Source organism: Thalassospira sp. MIT1004 (assembly GCF_001858545.1).
Lineage (GTDB): Bacteria > Pseudomonadota > Alphaproteobacteria > Rhodospirillales > Thalassospiraceae > Thalassospira > Thalassospira xiamenensis.
In genome coordinates, this window is sequence record NZ_MCAO01000033.1 from 39,656 (window position 1) to 64,331 (window position 24,676).

Annotated in this window: 18 protein-coding genes and 2 tRNA genes; 12 read left to right on the forward strand and 8 right to left on the reverse strand. The window is 54.0% G+C overall.

Translation table 11 applies throughout. The features are described from left to right. Positions 1-5: 5 nt before the first annotated feature. Together BC440_RS11740 and BC440_RS11745 are read right to left on the reverse strand one after the other, a co-directional pair. A complete protein-coding gene (locus BC440_RS11740; protein WP_063092570.1) occupies positions 6-659 on the reverse strand; it encodes a TetR/AcrR family transcriptional regulator in 654 nt (217 codons plus the stop codon). 288 nt (positions 660-947) lie between these two features. Further along, positions 948-5,783 (reverse strand): NAD-glutamate dehydrogenase, encoded by a 4,836-nt coding sequence (locus tag BC440_RS11745; RefSeq protein ID WP_063092472.1) that lies wholly within the window; start codon positions 5,781-5,783, stop codon positions 948-950. A gap of 371 nt (positions 5,784-6,154) precedes the next feature. On the opposite strand from BC440_RS11745, the gene fabI reads away from it, so the two are divergent. Then, on the forward strand, positions 6,155-6,913 hold the full coding sequence (gene fabI / locus BC440_RS11750; protein ID WP_063092471.1) for an enoyl-ACP reductase FabI: 759 nt from the start codon (positions 6,155-6,157) through the stop codon (positions 6,911-6,913). 12 nt (positions 6,914-6,925) lie between these two features. On the opposite strand, the gene BC440_RS11755 is transcribed toward fabI, so the two are convergent. The 4 genes from BC440_RS11755 to BC440_RS11770 form a co-directional block, all read right to left on the reverse strand. Beyond that, on the reverse strand, positions 6,926-8,083 hold the full coding sequence (locus BC440_RS11755; RefSeq protein ID WP_063092470.1) for a calcium-binding protein: 1,158 nt from the start codon (positions 8,081-8,083) through the stop codon (positions 6,926-6,928). 153 nt (positions 8,084-8,236) lie between these two features. Beyond that, complete coding sequence (locus tag BC440_RS11760) at positions 8,237-8,911, reverse strand: DUF488 domain-containing protein (RefSeq protein ID WP_063092469.1); 675 nt, start codon at positions 8,909-8,911, stop codon at positions 8,237-8,239. A gap of 69 nt (positions 8,912-8,980) precedes the next feature. Beyond that, positions 8,981-9,055, reverse strand: a tRNA-Gly gene (locus tag BC440_RS11765). Between the two features lie 35 nt (positions 9,056-9,090). After that, positions 9,091-9,165, reverse strand: a tRNA-Gly gene (locus tag BC440_RS11770). A 217-nt stretch (positions 9,166-9,382) separates the two neighbouring features. On the opposite strand from BC440_RS11770, the gene BC440_RS11775 reads away from it, so the two are divergent. The 5 genes from BC440_RS11775 to BC440_RS11795 all read left to right on the forward strand — a co-directional run bounded on the left by BC440_RS11775 (position 9,383) and on the right by BC440_RS11795 (position 12,247). Next, positions 9,383-9,892, forward strand: a complete 510-nt coding sequence (locus BC440_RS11775; protein WP_063092468.1) for a prolyl-tRNA synthetase associated domain-containing protein — start codon at positions 9,383-9,385, stop codon at positions 9,890-9,892. 135 nt (positions 9,893-10,027) lie between these two features. Further along, entirely contained in the window at positions 10,028-10,954 is a 927-nt protein-coding gene (gene trxA / locus BC440_RS11780) for a thioredoxin (protein WP_065701864.1), read from the forward strand. After that, positions 10,951-11,637: an LON peptidase substrate-binding domain-containing protein gene (locus BC440_RS11785; protein ID WP_037990752.1), complete on the forward strand. Its 687-nt coding sequence runs from the start codon at positions 10,951-10,953 to the stop codon at positions 11,635-11,637. Before trxA ends, BC440_RS11785 begins: the two co-directional genes overlap by 4 nt. Positions 11,638-11,657: 20 nt before the next feature. Then, a complete protein-coding gene (locus tag BC440_RS11790) occupies positions 11,658-11,846 on the forward strand; it encodes a Trm112 family protein (protein ID WP_037990751.1) in 189 nt (62 codons plus the stop codon). A 14-nt stretch (positions 11,847-11,860) separates the two neighbouring features. Beyond that, entirely contained in the window at positions 11,861-12,247 is a 387-nt protein-coding gene (locus tag BC440_RS11795; protein ID WP_063092467.1) for a DUF971 domain-containing protein, read from the forward strand. A 111-nt stretch (positions 12,248-12,358) separates the two neighbouring features. Here BC440_RS11795 and BC440_RS11800 read toward each other — a convergent pair whose 3' ends face one another. Then, positions 12,359-13,024 carry an OmpW family protein gene (locus tag BC440_RS11800; RefSeq protein ID WP_063092466.1) on the reverse strand — a complete coding sequence of 222 codons (666 nt, stop codon included), beginning with the start codon at positions 13,022-13,024 and terminating at the stop codon, positions 12,359-12,361. A gap of 203 nt (positions 13,025-13,227) precedes the next feature. Further along, the gene (locus tag BC440_RS11805; protein ID WP_063092465.1) at positions 13,228-14,454 is read right to left on the reverse strand and encodes a UbiH/UbiF/VisC/COQ6 family ubiquinone biosynthesis hydroxylase; all 1,227 of its coding nucleotides are present in this window, start codon (positions 14,452-14,454) and stop codon (positions 13,228-13,230) included. Between the two features lie 487 nt (positions 14,455-14,941). On the opposite strand from BC440_RS11805, the gene BC440_RS11810 reads away from it, so the two are divergent. From BC440_RS11810 to BC440_RS11835, 6 genes are all read left to right on the forward strand, one after another. Continuing rightward, positions 14,942-15,280 carry a P-II family nitrogen regulator gene (locus BC440_RS11810; RefSeq protein WP_007088725.1) on the forward strand — a complete coding sequence of 113 codons (339 nt, stop codon included), beginning with the start codon at positions 14,942-14,944 and terminating at the stop codon, positions 15,278-15,280. A gap of 23 nt (positions 15,281-15,303) precedes the next feature. After that, entirely contained in the window at positions 15,304-16,632 is a 1,329-nt protein-coding gene (locus tag BC440_RS11815) for an ammonium transporter (protein ID WP_007088724.1), read from the forward strand. Between the two features lie 384 nt (positions 16,633-17,016). Beyond that, positions 17,017-18,225, forward strand: coding sequence for an aminotransferase class I/II-fold pyridoxal phosphate-dependent enzyme (locus BC440_RS11820; protein WP_063092464.1), 1,209 nt, complete (start codon positions 17,017-17,019; stop codon positions 18,223-18,225). Between the two features lie 47 nt (positions 18,226-18,272). Beyond that, the gene (locus BC440_RS11825; protein WP_007088721.1) at positions 18,273-20,750 is read left to right on the forward strand and encodes a DNA translocase FtsK; all 2,478 of its coding nucleotides are present in this window, start codon (positions 18,273-18,275) and stop codon (positions 20,748-20,750) included. 276 nt (positions 20,751-21,026) lie between these two features. Further along, on the forward strand, positions 21,027-22,712 hold the full coding sequence (locus BC440_RS11830) for a cache domain-containing protein (protein ID WP_063092463.1): 1,686 nt from the start codon (positions 21,027-21,029) through the stop codon (positions 22,710-22,712). A gap of 235 nt (positions 22,713-22,947) precedes the next feature. Then, the gene (locus tag BC440_RS11835) at positions 22,948-24,630 is read left to right on the forward strand and encodes a cache domain-containing protein (RefSeq protein WP_037988440.1); all 1,683 of its coding nucleotides are present in this window, start codon (positions 22,948-22,950) and stop codon (positions 24,628-24,630) included. Positions 24,631-24,676 lie beyond the last annotated feature (46 nt).

The window sequence follows — 24,676 nt, forward strand, 5'->3', positions numbered from 1 at the left end:
ATGAATTATCCGGCGGCTGACAACGAGGCTTCCTCGGCCTTTACATCCCTGAATTCACAGCGTAAATCCAGCATCCGGCAGATGCCGACACGCAAATCAGACCGAACAGTATCCAAACTGTTAAAAACTTTGCCGTATGTCAGCAAGCCATGCACAAACTGGAAAACAAGACGCGCCAGCAGCGTCACATCGGCATCCCCGGAAAGCATGCCCTCGCCCTTAAGGCCGCGAATCATGGAGGCAAGATACTTGATCTGCTCCTCGGCAAGTTCGCGTGAACAGTCCTGAATTTCGATATCCTCGGGACCAACCTGGCCACCGGCGGTAAAGATCGGGCAAACACAAACCTCGGCATCCCCCGGAATAGACTGCTTTTTCTGTTTGTTCATGATCAGATCGATATAGCTGTTCAACTGATCAAGTGGCGCAATTTCTGGGGAAAAGATCGCTCTGAGTTCGTCCTTTCCCTTATCCCAGTGATGGCGCGCCGAAGCTGCAAACAGGGCGGCCTTGCTGTCAAAGTGATGATAAAACGCCCCTTTGGTAACCCCTGCATGCTTGCAGACATCACTGACACCAATATCGTGATAGCTGCTGGTCCATAGCAATTGTATGGCGGTCTCCAGCAATTTTGTCCGGGTCTCGGCAGCGTTCCTCATTTTCACACCATTTTTCTCTTTTTCTGTATTCAATATACGTACCGGTTGGTATTTTTCAAGGCATCCCCTGACTTCATTTGGTTTTCATCATATAAAAACGGCAGGAGAATGGCAGTAAATTAAATCGATTCAATTACTTCGCATTCGTTATCCGGTTCAAAAAATTTACCAACCCGACAGCATCCGGTTGCTCCTGACATTCCGGAGGATATTTCAGACCCCGGGCGAAGGCAAAAAAAGAGGGCACCCGAAGCGCCCTCTTTTGCGAAAATGCCTTGCCTGTGCGGATCAGCCGCCGACCATGGCCCTGATCTGACGGTTGGCAACCGTGATCATCGACAGGTCGATCTGCCCTGCGGCACGCAATTCATCGATCAGCTGATCACACCGTGCACAACCGCGCTGATGATCATCGACCCATTTCCTGACCAGATCACCACCAACCGTGCCGTTCGTGCCAGAAGACAGCACCACACGCGTCAGTTCGCGCTGATGACCGAACAGATCATCAATCGCGGCGGCGCGCGCCAGTTTCTGCCAATGGGTTTCGGCTTCGATGGACTCGGCTGCTGCACGCAGCAGGCCAAGCTGGAAGCGTGCCCCGATGGCAAAATAGGTTGCCCCGACATCGATGACATCACGCCCGGTTGCCTCGGCAATGCGGACGATATCGCAAACCGCGACCATCTGCTGCATTGCCGCGATACGGCGCGCCAGATCTTCGGGCACGCCCCGATCAATCAGGGATTGCGATTTCTGATCCAGGGTCGTGCGGAAAGCCGCATCGGCCGGGACGATATCGTCAAAGGCCTCGATCACCTTGGCGACCGCCGGACGGAACAGCTCGATCTTCGCCCCGACATTCAATTCCTCGCAATTGCGCAGGAACCACAGGGTCACATCTTCGACCATGCGGTTGATGTGGGAGAACATCGCGATCTGGACCTTGGCATCAACCTTGTTATCAAGGGCTTCGATACCCGCCCACAGTTTGCGCAGGCCAAACACCGCACGGGTAATCAGATAACCGCGCGAAACGTCCACCGCCGAAAGCCCGGTTGCCTCCATCATGTCATGGACAAAGGTGCCGCCAACGCGGTTGACCAGACTGTTGGTGCCGACGGTCGCGATGATTTCACGTTTCAGACGATGGCTGGAAATCGCCGCGCTGTATTTTTTACGGACAGCCGTCGGGAAATACCGCACCAGTTCTTCGACGAGGATCGGGTCATCGGGCAGATCGGATTTAAGCACCTCGTCATACAGCCACAGCTTGGCATAAGGCATCAGAACCGAGATTTCCGGACGGGTAAGGCCCTGATGGGCGGCCGTGCGACGTGCCAGTTCCTCGTCATCGGGAAGATATTCGATTTCCCGGTTCAGACGACCTTCGCGTTCCAGCATCCGGATCAGGCGAACCTGCGCATCCAGCGCATCCCCGCCCCCGGCAAAGGCGTTCGAGATCGCCTGGCTTTGCAGATAGTTGTCACGCAGCACCAGATCACCGACCTCGTCGGTCATTTCGACCAGCAGTTTGTTACGCTGCTTTTCGGTCATGTCACCGGCGGCAACCACCTCGCCCACCAGGATCTTGATATTGACCTCGTGGTCCGAGCAGTTGACACCCGCGGCATTGTCGATGGCGTCCGTATTCAAACGCCCACCAGCGTGGGCATACTCGATACGGCCACGCTGCGTGCAGCCAAGGTTGGCGCCCTCGCCGATGACCTTTGCGCGGATATCCTTGCCATTGATGCGGATGGAATCGTTGGCGCGGTCCCCGGCATCGGCATTCGATTCCGCGGATGATTTGATATAGGTCCCGATCCCGCCGAACCACAGAAGTTCGACATCGGCTTTCAGGATGGCCTTCATCATGTCGGCCGGCGTTACCTTGCCGGTGCCAAGATCAAGCAGCTTGCGAACCTCGGCCGAGGGATCAAGCGTCTTGGCCTTGCGGTCAAAGATTGCACCGCCCTTCGAGAGGACCTTGGTATCGTAATCGGCCCAGCTTGAGCGCGGCATATCAAACAGGCGCTTGCGTTCGGCAAAGCTTTTCGCCAGATCCGGGTCGGGATCGACAAAAATATGCATGTGGTTGAAGGCCGCAACCAGCTTGATCTGTTCGGACAACAGCATGCCATTGCCAAAAACGTCACCCGACATATCGCCAACACCGGCAACAGTGAAGGGTTCTTTCTGGATGTCTTTGCCAATTTCGCGGAAATGACGTTTGACCGATTCCCACGCACCGCGCGCGGTGATGCCCATTTTCTTGTGATCATAGCCCTGCGAGCCGCCCGATGCGAAGGCATCGTCAAGCCAGAAGCCATAATCACGGGCAACGCCATTGGCGATATCGGAGAAGGTCGCAGTCCCCTTGTCGGCCGCAACGACCAGATAGGGATCATCGTCATCAAGACGGCGTACACGTTCCGGCGGGATGATGTCGCCACCGACGATGTTGTCGGTGATATCAAGCATGCCTGACATCAGCGTTTTATAACAGGCAATGCCTTCTTCAAGGAAGGCTTCGCGACCGCCATCAACCGGAGGCCGTTTGACGACAAAGCCGCCCTTGGAGCCAACCGGCACGATCACCGCGTTCTTGACCATCTGTGCCTTGACCAGACCGAGAATTTCGGTGCGGAAATCTTCCTGACGGTCCGACCAGCGGATACCGCCACGCGCGACCGGACCACCACGCAGATGGACGGCCTCGACACGCGGCGAATAGACGAATATTTCGCGCCAAGGACGCGGAAGCGGCAGATCTTCGACCATGCCGGAATTGAATTTTACCGACAGATAGGGTTTCGGATTGCCGTCCTTGCCATACTGGAAATAGTTGGTGCGAAGCGTTGATTGAACGAGGTTGAGGAAGGCGCGCAGAATGCGGTCCTCGTCCGGGTTCATCACATCTTCAAGGCGGGTGATAATGTCGCCTTCGATGGCCTCGGCTTCGGCGGCCAGCCCCGGATCACGATCCGGGTCAAAGCGTGCAACGAACAGATCAACAATCGTTGCCGCCAAGCCAGCATTATTGGCCAGTGTTTTGGCCATGTAATCCTGCGAGAAGGCCGATCCCATCTGACGCATATAACGGGCATAGGTCCGCAGAATAACGACTTCGCGCCAATGCAAGCCGCCCAGCAGAACAAGACGGTTAAAGGCGTCGTTTTCAACTTCGCCATGCCACATGCGAATGAAAAGTTCCTGGAACTTGTCACGCACATCATGCAGGTGGAATTCGCCGTCAACCAGCACCCCGAAATCGTGGATGCGGACATTCACATCGGTATCGCGTGGTTCGACCTTGAACGGGTTTTCGGTAATGACCTTAAGACCCATATTTTCAAGCATCGGCAAGACGTCGGAAAGCGGAACCGGTGCACCGGGGTTATAAATCTTGAAGCGCAGCTCGTTCTCGGCGGCTTCGATCGGGCGATACAGATTGACCCGCAAGTCCGATGATTTGATCACGTCCTCGATACGGTCGATATCAAGAGCCGCGGTATCAACACCGAACCGATCACGATAATCGCCGGTGAAGCTTTCGCCGTAACGACGATAAAGGGTCAAGCCGCGTTCTTCGCCCATTTCACGGACCAGCACCTGACGGAGCGTATCAGCCCAGTCGCGTGCGGTTTCAACAAGCTGACGTTCGATATCGGTAACATTGTATTCCGGCAACTCACCCGGCGTGGTTTTGACCAGAAGGTGCAACCGCGCAAGGGGGCTATCGCCGATCAATGTGTAATGTGCCGTCACCTTGCCATCAAAGGCGGCTTCGATCACCGACTGGAACTTCATGCGAAGTTTCGTCGAGAAACGGTCACGCGGACAGAAAACCTGACAGGAAACAAAACGTTCAAAGGCATCACGGCGCACGAACAGGGCAATCCGCTGGCGTTCCTGCAAATGCAGGATGCCCATGCAGATATGATACAGATCATCAAGTTCGATCTGGAAAAGCTCGTCGCGCGGGAAGGTTTCAAGGATATTGACCAATGCCTTGGCATCGTGGCTGGCAGGCGGGAAGCCGGCACGCTTGATGGTTTCGGCAAGCTTCATGCGCAGAAGCGGAATGAGGCGCGGGCTGAGGTTATAGGCAACCGAGGTGAACAGACCGACAAAGAGATGCTGGCCGACAACCTTGCCTTCATCATCGAACTGCTTGACGACAATCGTGTCGAGATGCACCGAACGATGCACGGTTGACTGCTTGTTGGCCTTGGTCACCATCAGAAGACTTGGCTGGGCGACAAATGCCTGCACCTCGGTCGACAGATTGCCGATCTGGCGCAGCTCATCAAAGATATGCGTCCCTTCACGGCGCAGAATCCCAAGCTGGCTTTGCGGATTAACGTCCACTTTGGCCTTCTTGCCCGTACCGCTGAATTTATATTCACGATAGCCAAGGAAGGTGAAGTGATCGTTATGGACCCAGCCGAGGAAATCCTGGGCTTCCTTCTGGTCTTCTGCGGAAATACCGGTTGGCGCGGTTCTGATGCCATCAAGAACTTCAGCGACTTTTGACAGCATCGCCTGCCAATCCTCGACCGAAAGACTGACATCGGTAAGAACGTCTTCCAGACGATCACGGATTTTTCGCAGAACGGCTTCGTCGGTCTGCTCGTCAATTTCAAGATGCATCACGGATTCACGCGACGCATCCGAATTCTCGACCGCTTCGACCGACTGCAATTCACCACGATCATCACGCGCGATACGCATGATCGGATGGATGACCAGATGGACGGTCAGATCGAATTCGTTAAGCGCAGACGTTACGGAATCCACCAGGAACGGCATATCCGTATTGATCATCTCGATCACGGTGTGATCGGATTTCCAGCCGTGCTCTTCAAGATCGGGGTTATAGACCCGGATCTTGGCGGCATTGGCCGATGGGCGCTTTTGCGCGAATTTATATAATGTCAGTGCCGCGCCATAAAGCGAGTCGACGGATCGACCTGCCATGTCGTCGGGCGGTACATCCTTGTAAAAAAGGCGAACGAATGCTTCTGCATCCTTCGCCATCTTACCGGTCAAGCGTTGCTGGATCTGTTCGACAACCTTGTCGATGACTTCCCGTTTCGGGTCGTCGCTTCGGGCTTTCATGTCCAATTTCCCTTTTTATCGGCTCTGTTTGCCAGAACCGAAGTGCCGACCTTTGCGGGCGGCACTACACACCTCGGATGTCACATGTATTTGGGAAGACAACCTGAAGTTCCCCACACCCGGAAATGACGGAAAACTGCAGCTTCCTTCCATGGCTACACATAGCGGATCATCTGCCTAAAAACTATGCTTCTGCACAAAAAAAAATCGTTCACTCAATAGGTTCCGATCAACGGAGCCCTGTATTCCAATTGGGGATTGTCACAGAATTTTACACTTTGTTGCATCGCAAAATCATCTAAGCTTTGTATCGCTTGCGAATCAGGAGTCCGCTTCGCATCCGCAAAACAACTCAAAGCAGGAGATGCCAAGTGCTGGCAGGAAAGAAGGGCCTTATCGTCGGAATTGCCAACGACAAATCGATTGCCTATGGCTGTGCCCGAATTTTCAACCGGGAGGGTGCAGAGCTTGCGATCACCTATCTGAACGACAAGGCCGAAAAGCATGTCCGCCCCTTGGCAGAGGGACTAAACGCCGCGATCATCACCCCGCTTGATGTTCAGAACGAAGACCAGATGGATCGATTGTTCGCGGCAATTTCCGATCAATGGGGAAAACTGGATTTTGTCCTGCATTCCATCGCATTTGCGCCTGGCGATGACCTGCATGGGCGGGTGATCGACTGTTCACGCGACGGCTTTCTGACCGCGATGGATATTTCGTGCCATTCATTCCAGCGACTGGCAAAGCGTGCAGAGCCGTTGATGATCGACGGTGGCGCACTTTTGACCGTCACCTATATGGGGTCGGAGCGGGTTATTGACCATTATGGGGTCATGGGTCCGGTCAAGGCCGCGCTTGAAAGTGCAACCCGATACATGGCGGCGGAACTTGGCCCGAAAAACATTCAGGTCCATGCGATTTCACCTGGCCCCCTTCTGACACGGGCGGCATCGGGCATTGCCGAGTTTGATCACCTTATGACCAACGCCCAAAGCCGGGCACCGGGACGCAGGCTGGTTACCATCGACGAGATCGGGGAACTGGCCGCTTTCCTTGCCAGCGACCGGTCACGCGGGATCACGGGCGATGTCATCCATATCGATGGCGGTTATAACATCATGGGCTAAAGCAATTTGCCTTTAACCGATCATGTTGTCCTCGAACACGATATTGTCCTCGGTGAAATCGGCAAGATCGGTATTTTCAATCAGGACACCATAATCGTAATGCCGACCATCACTAAAATCGACATACAACCCGGCGTCCGTTTCCTCTGCATGCTCTAGAAAATCAGCGAAGTCATGGATGCCGCTTTTTTCCTGAAACTCGGTTCCGAGCTGAAGCCTGTCACCGTTGGAACCTGTTTCAAAATCGGCAATACGGTCGCGTTCGGCACCGCCTTCAAACACCCGCCACAAAAACGTGTCCGGTCCATCATCCTCTGGATATCTGTCACTGTTGCCGCGCAGGAAATCGTTGCCGTCGCCACCCTCGATGATGTCATGCCCATTGCCACCATGCAGCACATCATGCCCGTCGCCACCGCGCAGAACATCATCGCCGAAATGCCCCTGCAGAACATTCCGACCAGCATCGCCGATCAACAGGTCATCATGGATTGTGCCGTATAGATTTTCGATATCATGGATCACGTCGCCTTCGGCTTCGCCGCCCTGAAAAACACCGGTTTCAAGGTTGATCGAAACACCGGCATCACCATTGTAGCGCAGTGTGTCGTTTCCAGCGCCGCCATCGACATAGTCCGCATCGGCACCGGGGCTTAACATATCATCCCCGTCGCCACCCAGAAGGGTATCCTCGCCGTCGCGCCCTGTGAGGGTATCGTTCCCGCTTCCGCCCAGCAGGGTGTCGTTGCCCGGATCATTGCCAAGATAATCGCCGTACAGAAAATCGTCGCCGTCACCGCCCAGCAGCAAATCGCTGCCACCGCGCCCCCAAAGCACATTGCTTGCGTCATCGCCGATTACGGTATCGTCAAACGGACTTCCTTCGACCACTTCGATGCCAACAAGCCGGTCGCCTTGTGCCTCGCCCCCGTGACCGGTTCCGGCTTGCAGATCAACAATCACGCCTTGTGTTGCGGTATCGGTATCGTAGTTGGCGCTATCACGTCCTCCGGGGCCACCGTCAAGCAAATCTGCGCCCGGTCCGCCTGTCAGTTCGTCATCCCTGCCAGCGCCATAAAGCTGGTCATCGCCCGCGAGCCCATAAATCGTGTCATTATCACTTGATCCGACAAGGCTATCATTGCCTTCTGTTCCGGTAACGAGTGCCATAACGCCCTCCTACAACTGACAACATCAACTGCAGATTTAAATATATATTCCTGCACACATCAACATTCGTAAAATAGAATGAAATATAAACTTGAATTATACAAAATGACCATTTTCAAAAAATGGCGATAACGCGTTTTAGGACATGAAATATTAGAAATTATTTTGCCGTTTTCTGAATTTTATTGCGTCATCTGCAAGCGGAGCCGCTTTGACAATTTGCTTCTTAAGGGCCAGAACCAGATCGGCATCGGGATCCGGTGCGCTGGCAGCGAACAGATCTGCTGTATCACCGCCATTGATCGCAATCATGCGCTTTTCCGTTTCGGCCTGGGTTTCAACACGCCCGTCGGAAACCAGATGCCGCAAATCAAATCCGGCGGCCTTGAGTGCCGGCGCGATCAGCAATGTGCGATGGCAATCCAGCGGATCCTTTTCCGCACACATCAGACAGATTCGGTATTTGCCCGCACCCGATATCAAACGATCAATCCCGGCCCTGAATTCCGGGCGTGCTGCCATCAGGTCGTAGCTTAGCCGACCATCGGGATACAATGTCGGGTCCTGTGGTTTTCCACCCAGAACATCGCCCATGAAAACGTAAGCAATGCCGTTCTCGCGCAGGAAGGGGCCAAAGGTATCGGCGTCAAACGCCTTCCAGTAATTCGATCCGCGAAAAGTCCGGATGTCGGCCACCGCCGTAATATCCTGCCCCTTCAGAAGGGCAAGCAAACTGTCGCGGTCATGCCCGGCATAACCGACGGTCCAGATAATGTTTTGGGGGTAATCGTTGTCCTGATTGTCGTGCATTTTTCCAAAAAACGACATCTTATTGGGAACCGCAAGACCAAAACAAAAAAGGCCGCCCCGAAGGACAGCCTTTTTAAACTTTCATCATGGAGCGGGCGAAGAGATTCGAACTCTCGACCCTAACCTTGGCAAGGTTATGCTCTACCCCTGAGCTACGCCCGCATCATCATGAAAGCATGATCAAGGAAACCACCTGATGGAGCGGGCGAAGAGATTCGAACTCTCGACCCTAACCTTGGCAAGGTTATGCTCTACCCCTGAGCTACGCCCGCATTCATCAGTATTTCCTGCCCCTGTGGAGCGGCGCGGATAATAGCCCAACAAAACGCGATTGCAACCCTTTTTTCCATCAAATCGCCGCCACATCCAGAATGGCGGTTTTCCTTGACTTTTTACCCTTAAAACAGGGAAATCACGCCAACATGCTGCAATTTGCGTCCTAATTGCAATCTGACGATCTTCGCGCGACCCAGCCAGAAGGAAAACAGGATGAGTGATCCATCAACCGCACTTTTCGATTATCTCGAAAATCTTGGGATCAAAACCAGCACTCACACGCATGTGCCGTTATTCACGGTCGAGGATTCGCAAAAGCTGCGCGGGGATTTGCCAGGCCTTCATTCCAAGAACCTTTTTGTCAAAGACAAGAAAGATGCCCTGTGGCTTGTCGTGGCCGAGGAAAATACCGAAATCCGCATGAACCATCTGCACAAGACACTGGGCTGCGCGCGCCTTTCTTTTGGCAAACCGGAGCTGCTGCTTGAAACGCTGGGCGTCATTCCCGGATCCGTCACACCGTTTGCCCTGATCAACGATCATGCGCGCAAGGTCAACTTCGCCCTCGATTCAAAGCTGGCCAAAGGCGACATTCTTAACTTCCACCCCTTGCGGAATGATAGAACCACGACAATTCAATCGGATGATCTGCTTCGATTTATCACCAGTCTTGGCTACGCAATCAGAATTGTCGATTTTGACGAGGAAATTGGTTCGTTCTGATTCCGAACAAATGCTCACAAAGCCTTTTACCGCGAAACATTAAGCTATAAGACTTACCTAATGTTATGGTTGGACCCCTTGTCGAACAGCGGTTGCGGCATCATCTAGAATCCAGAATTAGAGAGTAAAGCAATAATGTCCATCATTCTTGACGCCACCGCTGCGAACGCCACCCCGACCGCCGGACAGGACAAAGACCTGATCAAGGACAGCAGCGTAGAAACATTTGTCCAGGACGTCATCGAACCCTCGATGGAAGTGCCTGTTGTCGTCGATTTCTGGGCCCCTTGGTGCGGTCCATGCAAAAGCCTGACCCCGACCATCGAAAAGGTCACACGCGAAGCTGGTGGGCGCGTAAAGCTGGTCAAGGTCAATATCGACGAGAATCAGGAACTGGCGATGCAATTGCGCATCCAGTCCGTTCCAACGGTCTATGCCTTTAAGGGTGGCCGACCGGTAGATGGTTTTCAGGGCGCACAGCCAGAAAGCGAAGTCCGCGCGTTTTACGAGCGCCTTGCAGGCGGCCCGATTGAAAGCCCGATTGCCGCAATTCTGGATCAGGCGGCAGGCGCACTTGCAGATGACGACCATGAAACAGCCCATGGCCTTTATGTTGGCGTCCTTGAACGTGAACCGCAAAACGAAACAGCAATCGGCGGCATGATCCGCTGCATGGTCGCCATGGGTGAAATTGAAGAAACCCGCCATTTTGTGGATAACATGGCCGAAGCAGACCGCCTGAAAGCGCCGATTGCATCCGCGATCAGTGCGCTTGAACTGGCGGAAACGGGCTACAGCAAGGAAGACCTTGATGTTGCGCGTGCCAAAGTGGCCGCCAATCCGGAAGACCTGCAGGCACAGTTTGATTTGGGCATGGCCTGCTTTGCCACCAACAAGCGCGAAGAAGCCGTCAACGCCATGATTGCGATCATTCGCAAGGATCGCAGCTGGAACGACGATGCCGGTCGCACCCAACTGATTAAATTTTTCGAGGCCTGGGGCCCAATGGACCCGGCCAGCGTTGCGGGGCGCCGCGCACTTTCGACGGTTTTGTTTTCATGAGCATATGCGGTCCTTTTGATCCCAGTTTTTCGGATCTTCCAGATACGATGCCGGTTTTTCCGCTAAGTGGTGCGCTTTTGCTGCCGCGTGGCCATCTGCCGCTCAATATCTTCGAGCCCCGCTATCTGAACATGATCGCGGATGCCCTGGGACAGGACCGCATGATCGGCATGGTTCAGCCACGCCCGGACGGGCGAAACACCTATCACATGGACCCCGACAATCCGCCGGTGTTCCAGACCGGCTGTGCGGGTCGCATCACGGCGTTCAGTGAAACGGATGATGGCCGTTTCCTGATCACGCTAACGGGTGTCTGCCGATTCAACATCATCGAAGAACTGCCGATGCAAAGTGGCGGATATCGTGCAGTGCTTGGTGATTTCGCCCCATGGAAGGATGACCTGCTGTTGCCATCGCCGGATTTGCAGCCCGTCAATCGCGACCGGCTCCGGCAAGCATTGGAAGGCTATTTTGCCCAGCATTCATTGCGATCCTGCTGGGACACGCTGAGCGATACGGATGATGAAATGCTGGTGACGGCCATTGCAATGGGCTGCCGCCTCAGCCCGCTTGAAAAACAGGCTTTGCTCGAATGCGCAAGCCTGTATGATCGCGGCGATATGCTGACAACCTTGCTGGAAATGGCGGCCCATCCACGGGCCCCGCAAACAGCCACCAATTAAAGTGATATGAAGGCCAGACAATGACCGCCACACATAGCCCGGTAGACCCGAAATTGCTTGAAATCCTCGTTTGCCCGGTCACGAAGGAAACGCTGGAATATAATCGCGAACAGAATGAGCTGATCAGCGTCAAGGCGGGCCTTGCCTATCCGATCCGCGATGGCATTCCGATCATGCTGCCTGACGAAGCCCGCGTCATCGCAGACTGATTGTGACGGCTTTCATGTCGGAAGACAGCTTTACCCCGCGTTTCAGTCCGGTTGAAATCAACTATCTGCGTGATGAGCACATTCTGGAAATCATCTGGGATGATGGGCTGACGTCAAAATTCAGTGCCGAACTTCTGCGGGTCGAAAGCCCGTCTGCCGAGGTTCAGGGACATCATCCGTCCGAGAAAAAAATCATCCCCGGCCGCCGTCATGTCGGCATTATCGACATCGTCCCGGTCGGGAACTATGCGGTGCGCCTTACATTTGATGATCTGCATGATAGCGGATTGTTCAGCTGGCAATATCTGCGTGACCTGCATGCCAATCAGGATCAGCTCTGGACTGATTACCTTCGTGCACTCGAGATGCGTGGCCTGTCACGCGATCCCGTACGGCGTTAAGGCAACAGGCCACCCTCTGATCCGGCCCCATAAACAAAAAACGGCCCTGCCAAGTGACAGGACCGTTCTTGGGATCAGACAACAAACCGGAAAGTTTGCCGTCGGTAGTGATCAGAAACGGTAACCAACACCGATACCAAAAATCCATGGATCAAGGTCCACATCAACCTTGGCCGGCGATGCTCCGCCGAGGTCAGCAGTCACCGTTGTGTTCAGGAAAAGCTTCTTCACGTCAAAGTTCAGAGACCACGGACCGGAAATTGCGTAGTCAAAACCGGCTTGGAACGCGTAACCAAAGCCATTGTCATAGTTGACGGAGTTCGCGCCACCAGATTTCTCGTTATAGAACATGGTGTAGTTCAAACCTGCGCCAACATACGGGCTGAAACGCTGATCCGAGAGGAAGTGATATTGTACCGTCAAAGTTGGCGGAAGCAGATTAACCGAGCCGAGATCAACATCAGGATTCTGCCATTTAACATCATGCTTGGTCGTTGCTGCGATCAACTCGAGGGCAATGTTGTCGGTAATGAAGTAAGAAAAATCCACCTCGGGGACGTAATCATTGCTGACCTTGCCTTCCCCGGTAGTAATGTCACTGGTCGAGGTATCTTCGTCCGGCACCACACCAATAACACGGCCGCGAATCAGAATATCGCCCGCCTGTTTGGTTTTAAATGCCGCTTCCTGCGCCTGTGCGCCAGTTGCCGCAATCATCATCGTGCCAACAACAGCGCAGCTGGCCACTGTGGTCATCAATTTCCGGGTAAGTGTCATGTTTATCCCCTGCATTCAAAAATACGTCATGGGGACATTGCATCTTCGCAAATGCGAAATGCTTGACTCAAATCAACACGGCACGACAAAAAGCGACACAATTTTGAATTGTTTTCAACTGTGCGCAGATAACCAAACCAAAAGGCGATCTTTAGAAATCAAAGATCGCCTTTTGCATCAATCCCCATCTGGATGGGGGAAGATTAAAGCGGTTTACCCTGCATCAGGCGCGGCAGAGTCCCGGCATATCCCATGGCATGGGACATGAAAGTCTTTTTGAGCGGCGGGATTTTCTGCACAACGGCAAGCCCGATATCGCGCGCCCAACGCACCGGCGCAACATCATTGGAAAACAGCCGATTGGTCACATCGGTCACCGCCAGCATCACGGTATTATCAAACCGGCGCCATTGCTCGTATTCGGCCAAAACATCAGAACCACCGATATCGCGACCAAGGCGGCGGGCTTCGACAAGAATCTCGGCAAGGGCCGCGACATCGCGTATCCCCATATTAAGCCCCTGCCCGGCAATCGGGTGCATGCCATGTGCCGCATCCCCGATCAGGGCGATGCGCGGATCGGTGTAGCGATAGGCATGCTGCAAACCGAGCGGATAACAAAAACGCGGGCCGATGACTTCAAGATCACCAAGGTAGCCGTCAAACCGCCGATGCAATTCGTCGACAAACGTCTCCTCGTCCAGATTGACAAGATAATTGGCGAGATCGGTTGTTTCCGTCCAGACGATCGAACAACGATCATCGGTCATCGGCAAAATGGCAAATGGTCCGGCGGGCAGGAAATGCTCCACGGCAAGACCGTTATGGGGCACCTTGTGCTTGACCGTACAGACCACCGCACTTTGCCTGTAGCTCCATTGGTAGGTCTTGATGCCCGCCCAATTCCGCAGCATCGAATTGCGCCCTTCGGCGCCAATGGCCAACGCGCCGCGGATAGACCGGCCATCTGCCAATGTAACCGTCATGCCGCCCTGATCACGTACAATGGTTTCAACACGTGCCGGTGCGATCATTTCGACCAGATCGGTTTCGGCAATAGCCCGATAAAGCGCGCCACGTGTGATCAGATTCTCGACGATGTAGCCCAGAGGCTGGTTTCCGACATCTTTATGATCATAATGAAGGAACAGCGGACTTACGCCGTCTGCAATCCTGATATCAAGGATCGGTTCGGCTTCGTCCGCCATATATTTCCATGCACCGATCACATCAAGCACGGACCGGGAAGCCGCAGCTATGGCGCAAGTACGTCCATCATAATTGGCAGTGAGGATGGCTTTGGGGTCAGCGTAATCAATCACAACGGAACGCAGGCCACCATGCGCAAGCGCAAGCCCCATCGCCGCACCATTCAGCCCCCCGCCAAGAATGATGACATCGGCCTTAATCGTTTCCTGCTGAGCAACCATCGTGCACACCTTTGCTTTCTGCGCCAGCCGGGCAAAGTCGTATGACACCTGACTGGAAAATCCATGTTTCGACAGTTTTTACGTAAAACAGCCGTCGAAAGATGCATCTGATTTAACGCGTCACGACCACGGCCACAAGCCGGACCAGGAAAATACCGCACATTGCATCAATCCGGACATTCTCGATCCTGATGACAGCAATGCCGCCACGACATCGCCTTGACGGAAAACAGATTTTTAGATCGCTATAGTTGATTAAAATTTGTGCATAAATTTTAATCAGCGCCAAAATCTATGCACAATTAGTATCCTGCCCGCGTTTTGCATCACCCGATCAGATGACCTTTTTGTTGAGGAATATATATAAGATTCAACGTATTAGAAGATTGATTTCGAATCTGGCACGATTCTTGGTTTGTAGGTTGCGACTGCGAAATCGTGATTACCACGTCGGTACTCAACGGATATGCCGGGAGGTCGCAATATTATGAAACTCGTTACTGCTGTCATTAAGCCATTCAAGCTCGATGAAGTCCGTGAAGCGCTTAGTGCGCTTGGCGTTCAGGGCCTGACGGTGACTGAAGTCAAAGGTTTTGGCCGCCAGAAAGGCCAGACCGAAATTTATCGTGGCGCTGAATATATGGTCAGCTTCCTGCCGAAAGTGAAGCTGGAAGTCGCGATCACGGATAATCTGGTTGATCAGGTTGTCGAAGCCATCACCAAAACTGCTCAGACCGGGAAAATCGGGGACGGAAAGATTTTCGTTCTTGATGTGAGCCAGGCGGTACGTATCCGCACGGGCGAAACCGGCGACGACGCCCTGTAAGTCCAGAGACAAGGGGAGACATTATGAACATTCCGATGAAGAAAACCGGCTTTGCCGCTCTTGCCGGGGCCGCTGCGCTGGCAATCACGTCACCGGCCTTTGCTCAGGACGCGGGCGTTCCGGCCGAGACCCAATACATCCTCAACACCTTCAGCTTCCTGTTTAGCGGTGCGCTGGTGATGTGGATGGCCGCCGGCTTTGCCATGCTGGAATCCGGCCTGGTGCGGACCAAAAACGTATCGACCATTCTTTTCAAAAACATCGCCCTCTTCGCCGTTGCAGGTATCATGTATTACCTGATCGGTTATAACCTTATGTATATGGACGTTTCCGGCTGGATCGGTTCGCTCAGCCTCTGGAGCGCTGATGACGCTGCAGCACTTGGTGGCGATTTCTCTGGCGGGTATTCGGCGACCTCCGACTGGTTCTTCCAGATGGTGTTCGTTGCAACCGCAGCTTCGATCGTTTCCGGTACCGTTGCCGAACGTATCAAACTGTGGCCGTTCATGATTTTCGTCGTCGTCCTGACCGGTATTATGTATCCGATTACCGGTGCATGGACCTGGGGCGGTGGCTGGCTGTCAGAAATGGGCTTTGCCGATTTCGCAGGCTCGACCATTGTTCACTCGGTCGGCGGCTGGGCGGCTTTGACCGGCGCAATCATCCTTGGTGCACGTAAAGGCAAATATGGTGCGGACGGTTCGGTTCATCCGATGCCCGGCTCGAACCTGCCGCTGGCAACACTTGGTACCTTCGTTCTGTGGCTCGGCTGGTTCGGCTTCAACGGTGGTTCGCAGCTTGCAATGGGTTCGGCTGCTGACGTTATCGCGATTGCCAACATCTATGGCAACACCTCGATGGCTGCTGCCGGTGGCGTTGTTGCCGCAGCAATCCTGACCCAGATCCTCTACAAAAAGGTCGACCTTACCATGGCACTTAACGGTGCGCTGGCTGGTCTGGTCTCGATTACTGCTGGCCCGGACACCCCGACCATCGGTTCCGCCATCATCATCGGCGCCATCGGCGGTATTCTGGTTGTTGTTGCGGTTCCGCTGCTCGACAAACTGAAAATCGATGACGTTGTCGGTGCGGTTTCGGTTCACCTTGTCTGCGGTATCTGGGGCACCATGGCTGTTCCGTTCACCAATGACGGTGCATCGTTTGGTGTTCAGCTGACCGGTGTTGTTGCGATGGGTGCCTTCACCATTGTTGCATCGGCAATCGTGTGGCTGATCCTGAAATTCACGGTTGGCATTCGCCTTAGCGAAGAAGAAGAAGCACTGGGCAGCGATGCTGTCGAGCTTGGCCTCGAAGCTTATCCGGAATTCGGTAAAGGTTCGCAGCGCTTCTAAGCGATCAGATTTCCTGACGGGTGCCATGTTCGCATGGCACCCAGCCTGTCAGACCGATTGACCCGCCTTGGGATTTCCCAGTGGCGGGTCTTTTGTATTTTGCCCATGCCACCTTTTTAAGCACAGTGATAAGCACAAGACATGCAAACGGTTCCATCCGGTCCTTATCCCGAGGATGATCCGCGTGCCAGCTGATCTGCCAATTCTTTGCCCGAATCTTCTGCCAAAAGCCCGGAGAGCGCAACTTTCCGGGCTTTTTCGCAACGGAGACCATCGCCCTTAAATCTTTCTTTGTATTTTTGGCATAGGGGTAAAGTCAGGGGAGATTGCCCACATTTTGCGGATACCTGCATTTTGACGCCTGTCGATCTGCGAGATCCATTCATGACCGGAATGCCGAACGCGATGTTTAACCAGCGCCTTGATCAATTGCCCGCCTATCCGTTTCCACGGCTTGCTGCCCTGTTAGAGGGGCTTGAACCCGGCAAGACGCCATTGGTGATGTCGATTGGCGAGCCGCAGCACGAACCACCTGCAATGATCACCGAGGCCATGGTGAAATACGCCAGCCTCTGGCATAAATACCCGCCCGGAAACGGCACGCCGGAACTGCGCAGCGCGATCAAGGGATGGCTTGACCGCCGTTACAATCTGCCTTCGGGCATGATTGATCGGGATGCTCATATTCTGCCGGTCGCCGGAACACGCGAGGCGCTTTATCTGATTGCAACATGCGTTATCCCGCAGGATCAACCCGGCCCGAAACCCAAGGTTCTTTTGCCCAATCCGTTCTATCAGGTCTATTGCGGTGCGGCAGTCCTTAACGATGCGGAAATGGTGCCGCTGGCGGCGGGACCGGAAACCGGTTTCATGCCGGATCTTGATCAGATCGATATCGAAACACTTAAGGCGTGCCGCCTGTTTTTCCTGTGTTCCCCGGCGAACCCGCAAGGGGCCGTTGCATCGCGCGACTATCTTGAACGCATTATTGCGATGGCGCAGGAACATGATTTCGTTCTGGCGATGGATGAATGCTACGCCGATATCTATGACCGTGAGGCCCCGGTTGGTGCGCTTGAAATCTGTGCAGCGCAGGGCGGCAGGATGGATAATGTGGTTGTTTTCCATAGCCTGTCAAAACGATCCAGCGCGCCGGGCCTTCGTTCAGGGTTCGTTGCCGGTGATCCCGTGATTATCAAACGCTTCAACGCATTGCGCAGCTATTGCTCGGCGACGATTCCGATGCCGATCATGGCCGCATCCGCCGAATTGTGGGCCGATGATGCCCACGCATCGGAAAACCGTGATCTTTATCGCGCCAAGATTGATGTCGCGCAGGAAATTTTTGGCAACCGGTTTGGTTTCTATCGCCCGCCGGGGGGCTTTTTCCTGTGGCTTGATGTCGGTGATGATGAAGCCGCAACCAAAAAAATATGGGTGGAAGCCGGGGTAAAAGTCATTCCGGGCAGTTATCTGTCGATCACGGATGCAGATGGCAACAATCCCGGAAAACGCTTTATCCGCATTGCCCTTGTTCATGACCTTGAAACCACCCGCGAAGGGCTTCGACGTATTGCCGATGCCCTGAGCTGAACCAAGTCTGCCCGATCAACAGCGACGAAACGACAACGGATACCCCGATGAGCAGTCAGTCCAACCTTCTCGCACGCAGCACCGCCTTTATGCCGGGCAGTCTTGTCAATCTGCTGAAACGAAGCGGATTGCAGCTATGCGGGCTTGCGCTGGTTGGCGCAGCAATCGCCCTTTTCATGATGCTGATCGGTTTTCATCCCGGTGATCCGTCTTTCAACCATGCGGCTGATCGCGATGTGATCTTCAACCCGCTTGGAACATTCGGGGCTTATACCGCCGATCTGTTGTTGCGCACGCTTGGTCTGGCATCGGCGCTGCTTACTGTCTTGATCCTCGGCTGGGGTCTGCGGCTGATTGCGGTTCGGCCGTTCAACTGGATGTGGGCACGTTTTCTGGTTTTGCCGCTTGCGCTGCTGATGGTCGCCACCGCGGCTGCCGCGGTCCGACCGGGTATGCACTGGCCGCTCACGGTCGGGTTTGGTGGTTTTGCCGGTGATCTGCTGCTTTCCAAGCTTCAATACGGGTTCGAAATGATTGGCGTGCCAGGTGCACGTCCGCTGATTGCGCTGATTGCAATGATACTTGGTCTGTTCCTGACCATGTTCTGCATGGCCTATCACATGTCTGAATGGCAGAAAGTCGGCTCGATCCTGTCGCGTATCGCAGGCGGTATTATTTCCGCAATCGGCCGCGCCATTCCTGGCAATTCAACAGATGACCGCCCGGGCGAACGGACAGCAGCCCGCAATCCCCGCATGCGTCAGGAACCGTCGCTGGAAAAAGGCAAAACCGGCCTTGGTGCTGCGATCAGTACCCGTCTGCAAGCGGCAACATCGTCACATAACAAGGACGATGATATCGAAGAAGACGATTACAACGACGCCGATCATGCGCCGCCGGTTCATATTGTCGCAGCCCCGGCGGCAAAATTGCAGCCCGGCGAAAAAGCATCGGCCCAGCGTCAGGCGTCGTTTGATCTTGGATCAGACGATTACCGATTCCCGCCGCTTAGCCTTTTGCATGAACCCGACCCGGCAGACGCAACCCAGATTGATCAGGAAGCATTGGCGCAAAATGCCCGCCTTCTGGAAACCGTTCTTCAGGACTTCGGCGTCAAGGGCGAAATCGTTCAGGTTCGCCCCGGGCCGGTTGTTACCCTTTATGAACTTGAACCGGCAGCAGGCGTCAAGTCATCACGCGTGATCGGCCTGGCCGATGATATCGCGCGTTCCATGAGCGCGATTGCCGCCCGTGTCGCGGTGGTACCGGGGCGCAATGTCATCGGTATCGAATTGCCAAACGCGCGCCGCGAAACCGTACATTTGCACGAAATTCTGGCATCGAGCGATTTCGAAAAGAATACCGGCAAACTGAATATGAGCCTTGGTAAGGATATCGGCGGGACGCCGGTTATTGCCGACCTGTCGAAGATGCCGCACCTGCTGATTGCCGGTACCACAGGCTCGGGTAAATCGGTTGGTGTGAACGCGATGATCCTGTCGCTGCTTTATCGCCTGAAGCCCGAAGAATGCCGTTTCATCATGATCGACCCGAAGATGCTGGAACTGTCGATTTATGACGGTATCCCGCATCTTCTGACGCCGGTTGTGACCGACCCGCATAAGGCGGTTGTCGCCCTTAAATGGGCGGTGCGCGAAATGGAAGACCGGTATCGCGCCATGAGCCAGGTCGGTGTGCGTAACATCGCGGGCTATAACAAACGCATTAAGGAAGCAGCGGCCAAGGGCGAACAGCTAACGCGGCGCGTTCAGACCGGCTTTGATCCCGAAACCGGCAAACCGATCTTTGAAGATCAGGAACTGCCGATGGAGCCGCTGCCGTTTATTGTGGTTATCGTCGACGAAATGGCCGATCTGATGCTGGTGGCAGGCAAGGATGTTGAAGCATCGATCCAGCGATTGGCACAGATGGCCCGTGCCGCTGGCCTGCATCTGATCATGGCGACCCAGCGCCCGTCGGTCGACGTGATTACCGGTACGATCAAGGCCAACTTCCCGACGCGCATTTCCTATTCCGTGACATCGAAAATCGATTCCCGGACCATCCTTGGCGAAATGGGTGCCGAACAGCTTCTGGGTCAGGGGGATATGCTCTATATGGGGCAAGGCGGCCGATTGCAGCGTGTCCACGGCCCGTTCGTATCGGACGAGGAAGTCGAAAGCATCGTCGCCCATCTGCGCGATCAGGGCGACCCGGCCTATCTCGAAACCGTTACCGAAGAACCCGAAGAAGATCCGGTCGCGGCTTATATGGCCGGTGGCGGCGGTTCAGACGGCGGTGGGAATGGATCGGATGATGATCTGTATAATCAGGCTGTCGGCATTGTCCTGCGCGAGAAAAAGGCATCCACCAGCTTCATTCAGCGCAAATTGTCTATCGGCTATAACCGCGCAGCCCGCATCATCGAACAGATGGAAGAAAACGGCATTGTTTCGTCGGCTAACCATGTCGGCAAACGCGAAGTCCTGATGGAAAACATGGACGGATCGCCTTACGAATACTGATCGTCGTGCAACCAAAAATATCAACAACAAACGAAAGAGGGATGCCATGTGCATCCCTCTTTCGTTTACGGATCTCGCCGCGATACTGATTTCACTCACTGATTTCAATGAGGATTCTTCATTTTATCACGGGTTTTCTGATTTCGATCAGGAACAATTGGCAAAGCTCTTTTTATAAAACCGCACATCTGCACAACCCTATGTTGCAGTTATGCTGACCTGACAGCTTTTGCTGCATGCAGTTTCCGCCGTTTACATCCAAATACGGAGAACCCGATGAAACTCTCCAATTTCTCGCTTTCCGCCAAATTGCGGATGGTACTGGTAATGACGGCTTTTGCGCTGGGCGGTCTGGCGGTCTTTGATCTTGTGACCCTGCGATCTGCACTGGTCGAAGAAAAGAAAGCCAATGTCCGGCAAGTCGTCGATATGACCCGTTCGATCTTTAGCCATTATGATCAGCTCGCCAAATCCGGTGAGATCACCCTCGACGAAGCGCAGACCCGTGCAACAGAGTTTATTCAGAATGCGCGTTACGCTGACAATAATTATGTGTTTGTACTGGGTCTTGATACCAAGGTCATACTGCACCCGATCCAGCCAAAACTGAACGGCCAGAACGGTAAACAGGTGATTGATGTCAACGGTGTCCCGGTCCTTGATGAAATGGTCAAGGCAGCACGTCATCCCGAAGGCGGTTTCCTGACCTATGAGTGGAACAAACCGGGGCATGACGGGGTATTTCCCAAACTGGCCTTTGCCGAAACATTCAAGCCGTGGGGCTGGGTGATAACAACCGGCGTTTATATCGATGATGTTGATGACATTTTCTGGCAAACCGCCATCAATGACATCGCTGTTGCGATTTCCATGCTGATCGTCATCGGAATGGCCGGACTTGCGATTGACAGATCAACAACCCGACCCCTGCGAATGATCACCGAGGCGCTTAACAAACTGGCCCAAGGTGATACCAGCGTCACCACAAACGAAACAGATCGGCGTGATGAAATCGGTGCGCTGGCCCGCTCGCTTGATGTTTTCAGGTCAAACCGCGAACAGGCCGAAAAGCTTGAACAGGAGCAGAAAGATACACACAAGATCCAGATTGCCCGCGCAGAAAAGATCGAAAAGCTGATTAAAAGTTTCGAGATCGAAGTCGAAGGCAATCTGTCGACGGTTCACAGCGCGTTGGAGCAATTACGCACCACGGCAACAGGCATGGCCAGCCAGTCTGACGAAACCACCGGCCGTGCGGCCAACGTTGCCGTGGCAACCGAACAGGCAGCAGCCAATGTCGATACCGTTGCGGCCGCGGCAGAACAGCTTGCTGCATCCATCGATGAAATCACGTCGCAGGTTTCGCGAAGCTCTGATATCGCACAGTCGGGTGCAAACGAAGCCGATGACGCAAGTACGATTTTTGCAGAACTTGGAACGGCTTCCGACAAAATCGGGCAAGTGGTTGAACTGATCCAGTCGATTGCCGAGCAAACCAATCTTCTGGCACTCAACGCCACAATCGAGGCCGCCCGTGCCGGTGATGCCGGAAAAGGCTTTGCCGTGGTTGCGGCCGAGGTCAAAAACCTTGCCAACCAGACCACGCGCGCGACCGAAGACATTGCCGGTCAAATCGGCGGTATTCAGGAATCGACCCAGAATGCACTGGGCGCGATCCAGCACCTTTCGGGTCGAATGAAGGAACTGAACGAGGTTTCGGCAAGCATTGCCGCCGCCGTACGTGAACAGGATGCAGCAACCGGCGAAATTGCCCGCAACGTTGCCGAAGCCGCAACCGGCACCAAGGATGTCGCGCAAAACGTCGTCGGCTTGCGCAAGGCCGCCGAAGAAGAACGCGAAGCATCCGGTCAGGTTCTGGCGGCATCCGGCAGCCTGAACAGCAAATCGCAAAACCTGATGGAGCAAATCAAACAGTTCCTGAACGATATCAGGGCGGCATAAGCCAATCTGATACTGAACTTTCAGCTGTGCCGTCCTGAAAACCGTCAAAGTATTTTGGGACGGCACATTCGGAAAAGACAAAAAGCAACTTTCAGTTGATTTTGATCTATCGCAAGATTTCCAGTCTAGAAAAAGCCTAAAACCGGAAAAGAATAACAAAACCGGCAGAAACACCGTCCCCACACGTTTTGGAGATGAGGCGTGAATGCCACCAACGGCTTATCTGGAAACGCTCATGACCCTATCCAATCTTTCCATATCGACAAAACTACGACTGGTTCTGGTGCTCGTTGCGCTTGCGTTGACCACTCTTTCAGCAATTGATTTGATCAACCTTCGCGCGACCATGGTTGATGATCGCAAAAACACTGTTCGCAATGTTGTTGAAATGGCCAACACAACTCTGGAGCATTATCAGCAACTGTCCAAAGACGGACAATTGTCGGATGAAGATGCCCGAGAGCAGGCGCTTGCAGCCTTGAATGCGCAACGTTTTGGCGATGACAATTACGTTTTTGTATTCAAGCCGGATACCCGAATTGTTTTGCACCCTGTCCAGCCACAGTTGAATGGCAAGCAAGGCCGCGACATCAAGGACCCGAACGGAATTGCACTGTTTGTAGAATTGGCAAAGGCTGCCGGACAGCGCGACGGTGTTTTTGTCCCTTACACCTGGAACAAGCCGGGGAAGGAAGGCACATTCCCCAAACTTTCCTATGCCAAAGCCGCACCGTTTGGCTGGATCGTTGCCACCGGCATTTATATTGATGATGTTGATGCATTATTCTGGCAGCGCGCGATTACCAATATTGTGGTCGCATTTGCCATGCTTTTCATCATCGCTGTCCTCGGCGTCATGATCGACCGGTCGACATCTCGTCCGCTTAAATCGATCACCACCGCGATCAACAATCTGGCAAACGGCAATACCGAAATCGCCATCACAAATTCAGATCGCAAAGATGAAATTGGCGACCTGCAACGGGCCTTGCTGATTTTCCGCGAGAACCGGATCCAAGCTGACAAACTTGAACGTGAACAGCAGGAAAACCAGGAAGCACAGCTTCAGCGTGCCAAAAAGATCGATGCAATGATCCGCAACTTTGAAACAGAGGTTGCCGGGAACCTGACAGTTGTTAATGCAGCGGTAACGCAGCTTCGCAGCACAGCCAGCCACATGATGGATCAATCGGTGTCGACAACCAACCAAGCCACCGCTGTTGCGGCGGCGACCGAAGAAGCGTCGGCAAATGTGGACACTGTTGCCTCCGCCGCCGAACAGCTTGCCGCCGCGATTGATGAAATCACACTTCAGGTCAATCGTAGTTCGCAGATTGCCCAGTCGGGTGCCGAAGAAGCCGAGGAAGCCAGCTCTATCTTTGCTGCGCTCGGAAATGCATCCGACAAGATTGGCGAAGTTGTTGAATTGATCCAGTCGATTGCAGAACAAACAAACCTTCTTGCACTGAATGCGACCATCGAAGCAGCAAGGGCGGGAGAAGCTGGTAAAGGGTTTGCCGTGGTGGCCGCCGAGGTCAAGAACCTTGCCAATCAAACCACCCGCGCAACCGAAGACATCGCAACCCAGATCAACGATATCCAGTCATCGACACAAAATGCGCTGGGCGCAATCCAGCACCTTTCGGGTCGGATGAACGAATTGAACGAAGTTGCAGGTGGAATTGCCGCAGCCGTCAGCGAACAGGATGCCGCCACGGGTGAAATCGCCCGTAATGTGTCCGAAGCCGCCGAGGGAACCAAGGAAGTGTCACGCAATGTCAACGGCCTCCGGCACTCTGCCGAAGACGAACGAGGCGCTTCTGGTGAAGTCATGGATGCTGCGGAAAGCCTTAGCGACAAATCACACGTCCTGATGTCCCAAATCAACGATTTCCTGGCCAACATCCGGGCCGCCTGATCAAACGGCACAAGTCTTCGATACAAAGTTCAAAGAAAAAGGCGGG

What these genes read in the sequence shown, in the direction of transcription:
- BC440_RS11740 (WP_063092570.1), bottom strand. Translation starts at nt 659, where the DNA reads ATGAGGAACGCTGCCGAGACCCGGACAAAATTGCTGGAGACCGCCATA.
- BC440_RS11745 (WP_063092472.1), bottom strand. Translation starts at nt 5,783, where the DNA reads ATGAAAGCCCGAAGCGACGACCCGAAACGGGAAGTCATCGACAAGGTT.
- BC440_RS11755 (WP_063092470.1), bottom strand. Translation starts at nt 8,083, where the DNA reads ATGGCACTCGTTACCGGAACAGAAGGCAATGATAGCCTTGTCGGATCA.
- BC440_RS11760 (WP_063092469.1), bottom strand. Translation starts at nt 8,911, where the DNA reads ATGTCGTTTTTTGGAAAAATGCACGACAATCAGGACAACGATTACCCC.
- BC440_RS11775 (WP_063092468.1), top strand. Translation starts at nt 9,383, where the DNA reads ATGAGTGATCCATCAACCGCACTTTTCGATTATCTCGAAAATCTTGGG.
- trxA (WP_065701864.1), top strand. Translation starts at nt 10,028, where the DNA reads ATGTCCATCATTCTTGACGCCACCGCTGCGAACGCCACCCCGACCGCC.
- BC440_RS11785 (WP_037990752.1), top strand. Translation starts at nt 10,951, where the DNA reads ATGAGCATATGCGGTCCTTTTGATCCCAGTTTTTCGGATCTTCCAGAT.
- BC440_RS11790 (WP_037990751.1), top strand. Translation starts at nt 11,658, where the DNA reads ATGACCGCCACACATAGCCCGGTAGACCCGAAATTGCTTGAAATCCTC.
- BC440_RS11795 (WP_063092467.1), top strand. Translation starts at nt 11,861, where the DNA reads ATGTCGGAAGACAGCTTTACCCCGCGTTTCAGTCCGGTTGAAATCAAC.
- BC440_RS11800 (WP_063092466.1), bottom strand. Translation starts at nt 13,024, where the DNA reads ATGACACTTACCCGGAAATTGATGACCACAGTGGCCAGCTGCGCTGTT.
- BC440_RS11805 (WP_063092465.1), bottom strand. Translation starts at nt 14,454, where the DNA reads ATGGTTGCTCAGCAGGAAACGATTAAGGCCGATGTCATCATTCTTGGC.
- BC440_RS11810 (WP_007088725.1), top strand. Translation starts at nt 14,942, where the DNA reads ATGAAACTCGTTACTGCTGTCATTAAGCCATTCAAGCTCGATGAAGTC.
- BC440_RS11815 (WP_007088724.1), top strand. Translation starts at nt 15,304, where the DNA reads ATGAACATTCCGATGAAGAAAACCGGCTTTGCCGCTCTTGCCGGGGCC.
- BC440_RS11820 (WP_063092464.1), top strand. Translation starts at nt 17,017, where the DNA reads ATGACCGGAATGCCGAACGCGATGTTTAACCAGCGCCTTGATCAATTG.
- BC440_RS11825 (WP_007088721.1), top strand. Translation starts at nt 18,273, where the DNA reads ATGAGCAGTCAGTCCAACCTTCTCGCACGCAGCACCGCCTTTATGCCG.
- BC440_RS11830 (WP_063092463.1), top strand. Translation starts at nt 21,027, where the DNA reads ATGAAACTCTCCAATTTCTCGCTTTCCGCCAAATTGCGGATGGTACTG.
- BC440_RS11835 (WP_037988440.1), top strand. Translation starts at nt 22,948, where the DNA reads ATGACCCTATCCAATCTTTCCATATCGACAAAACTACGACTGGTTCTG.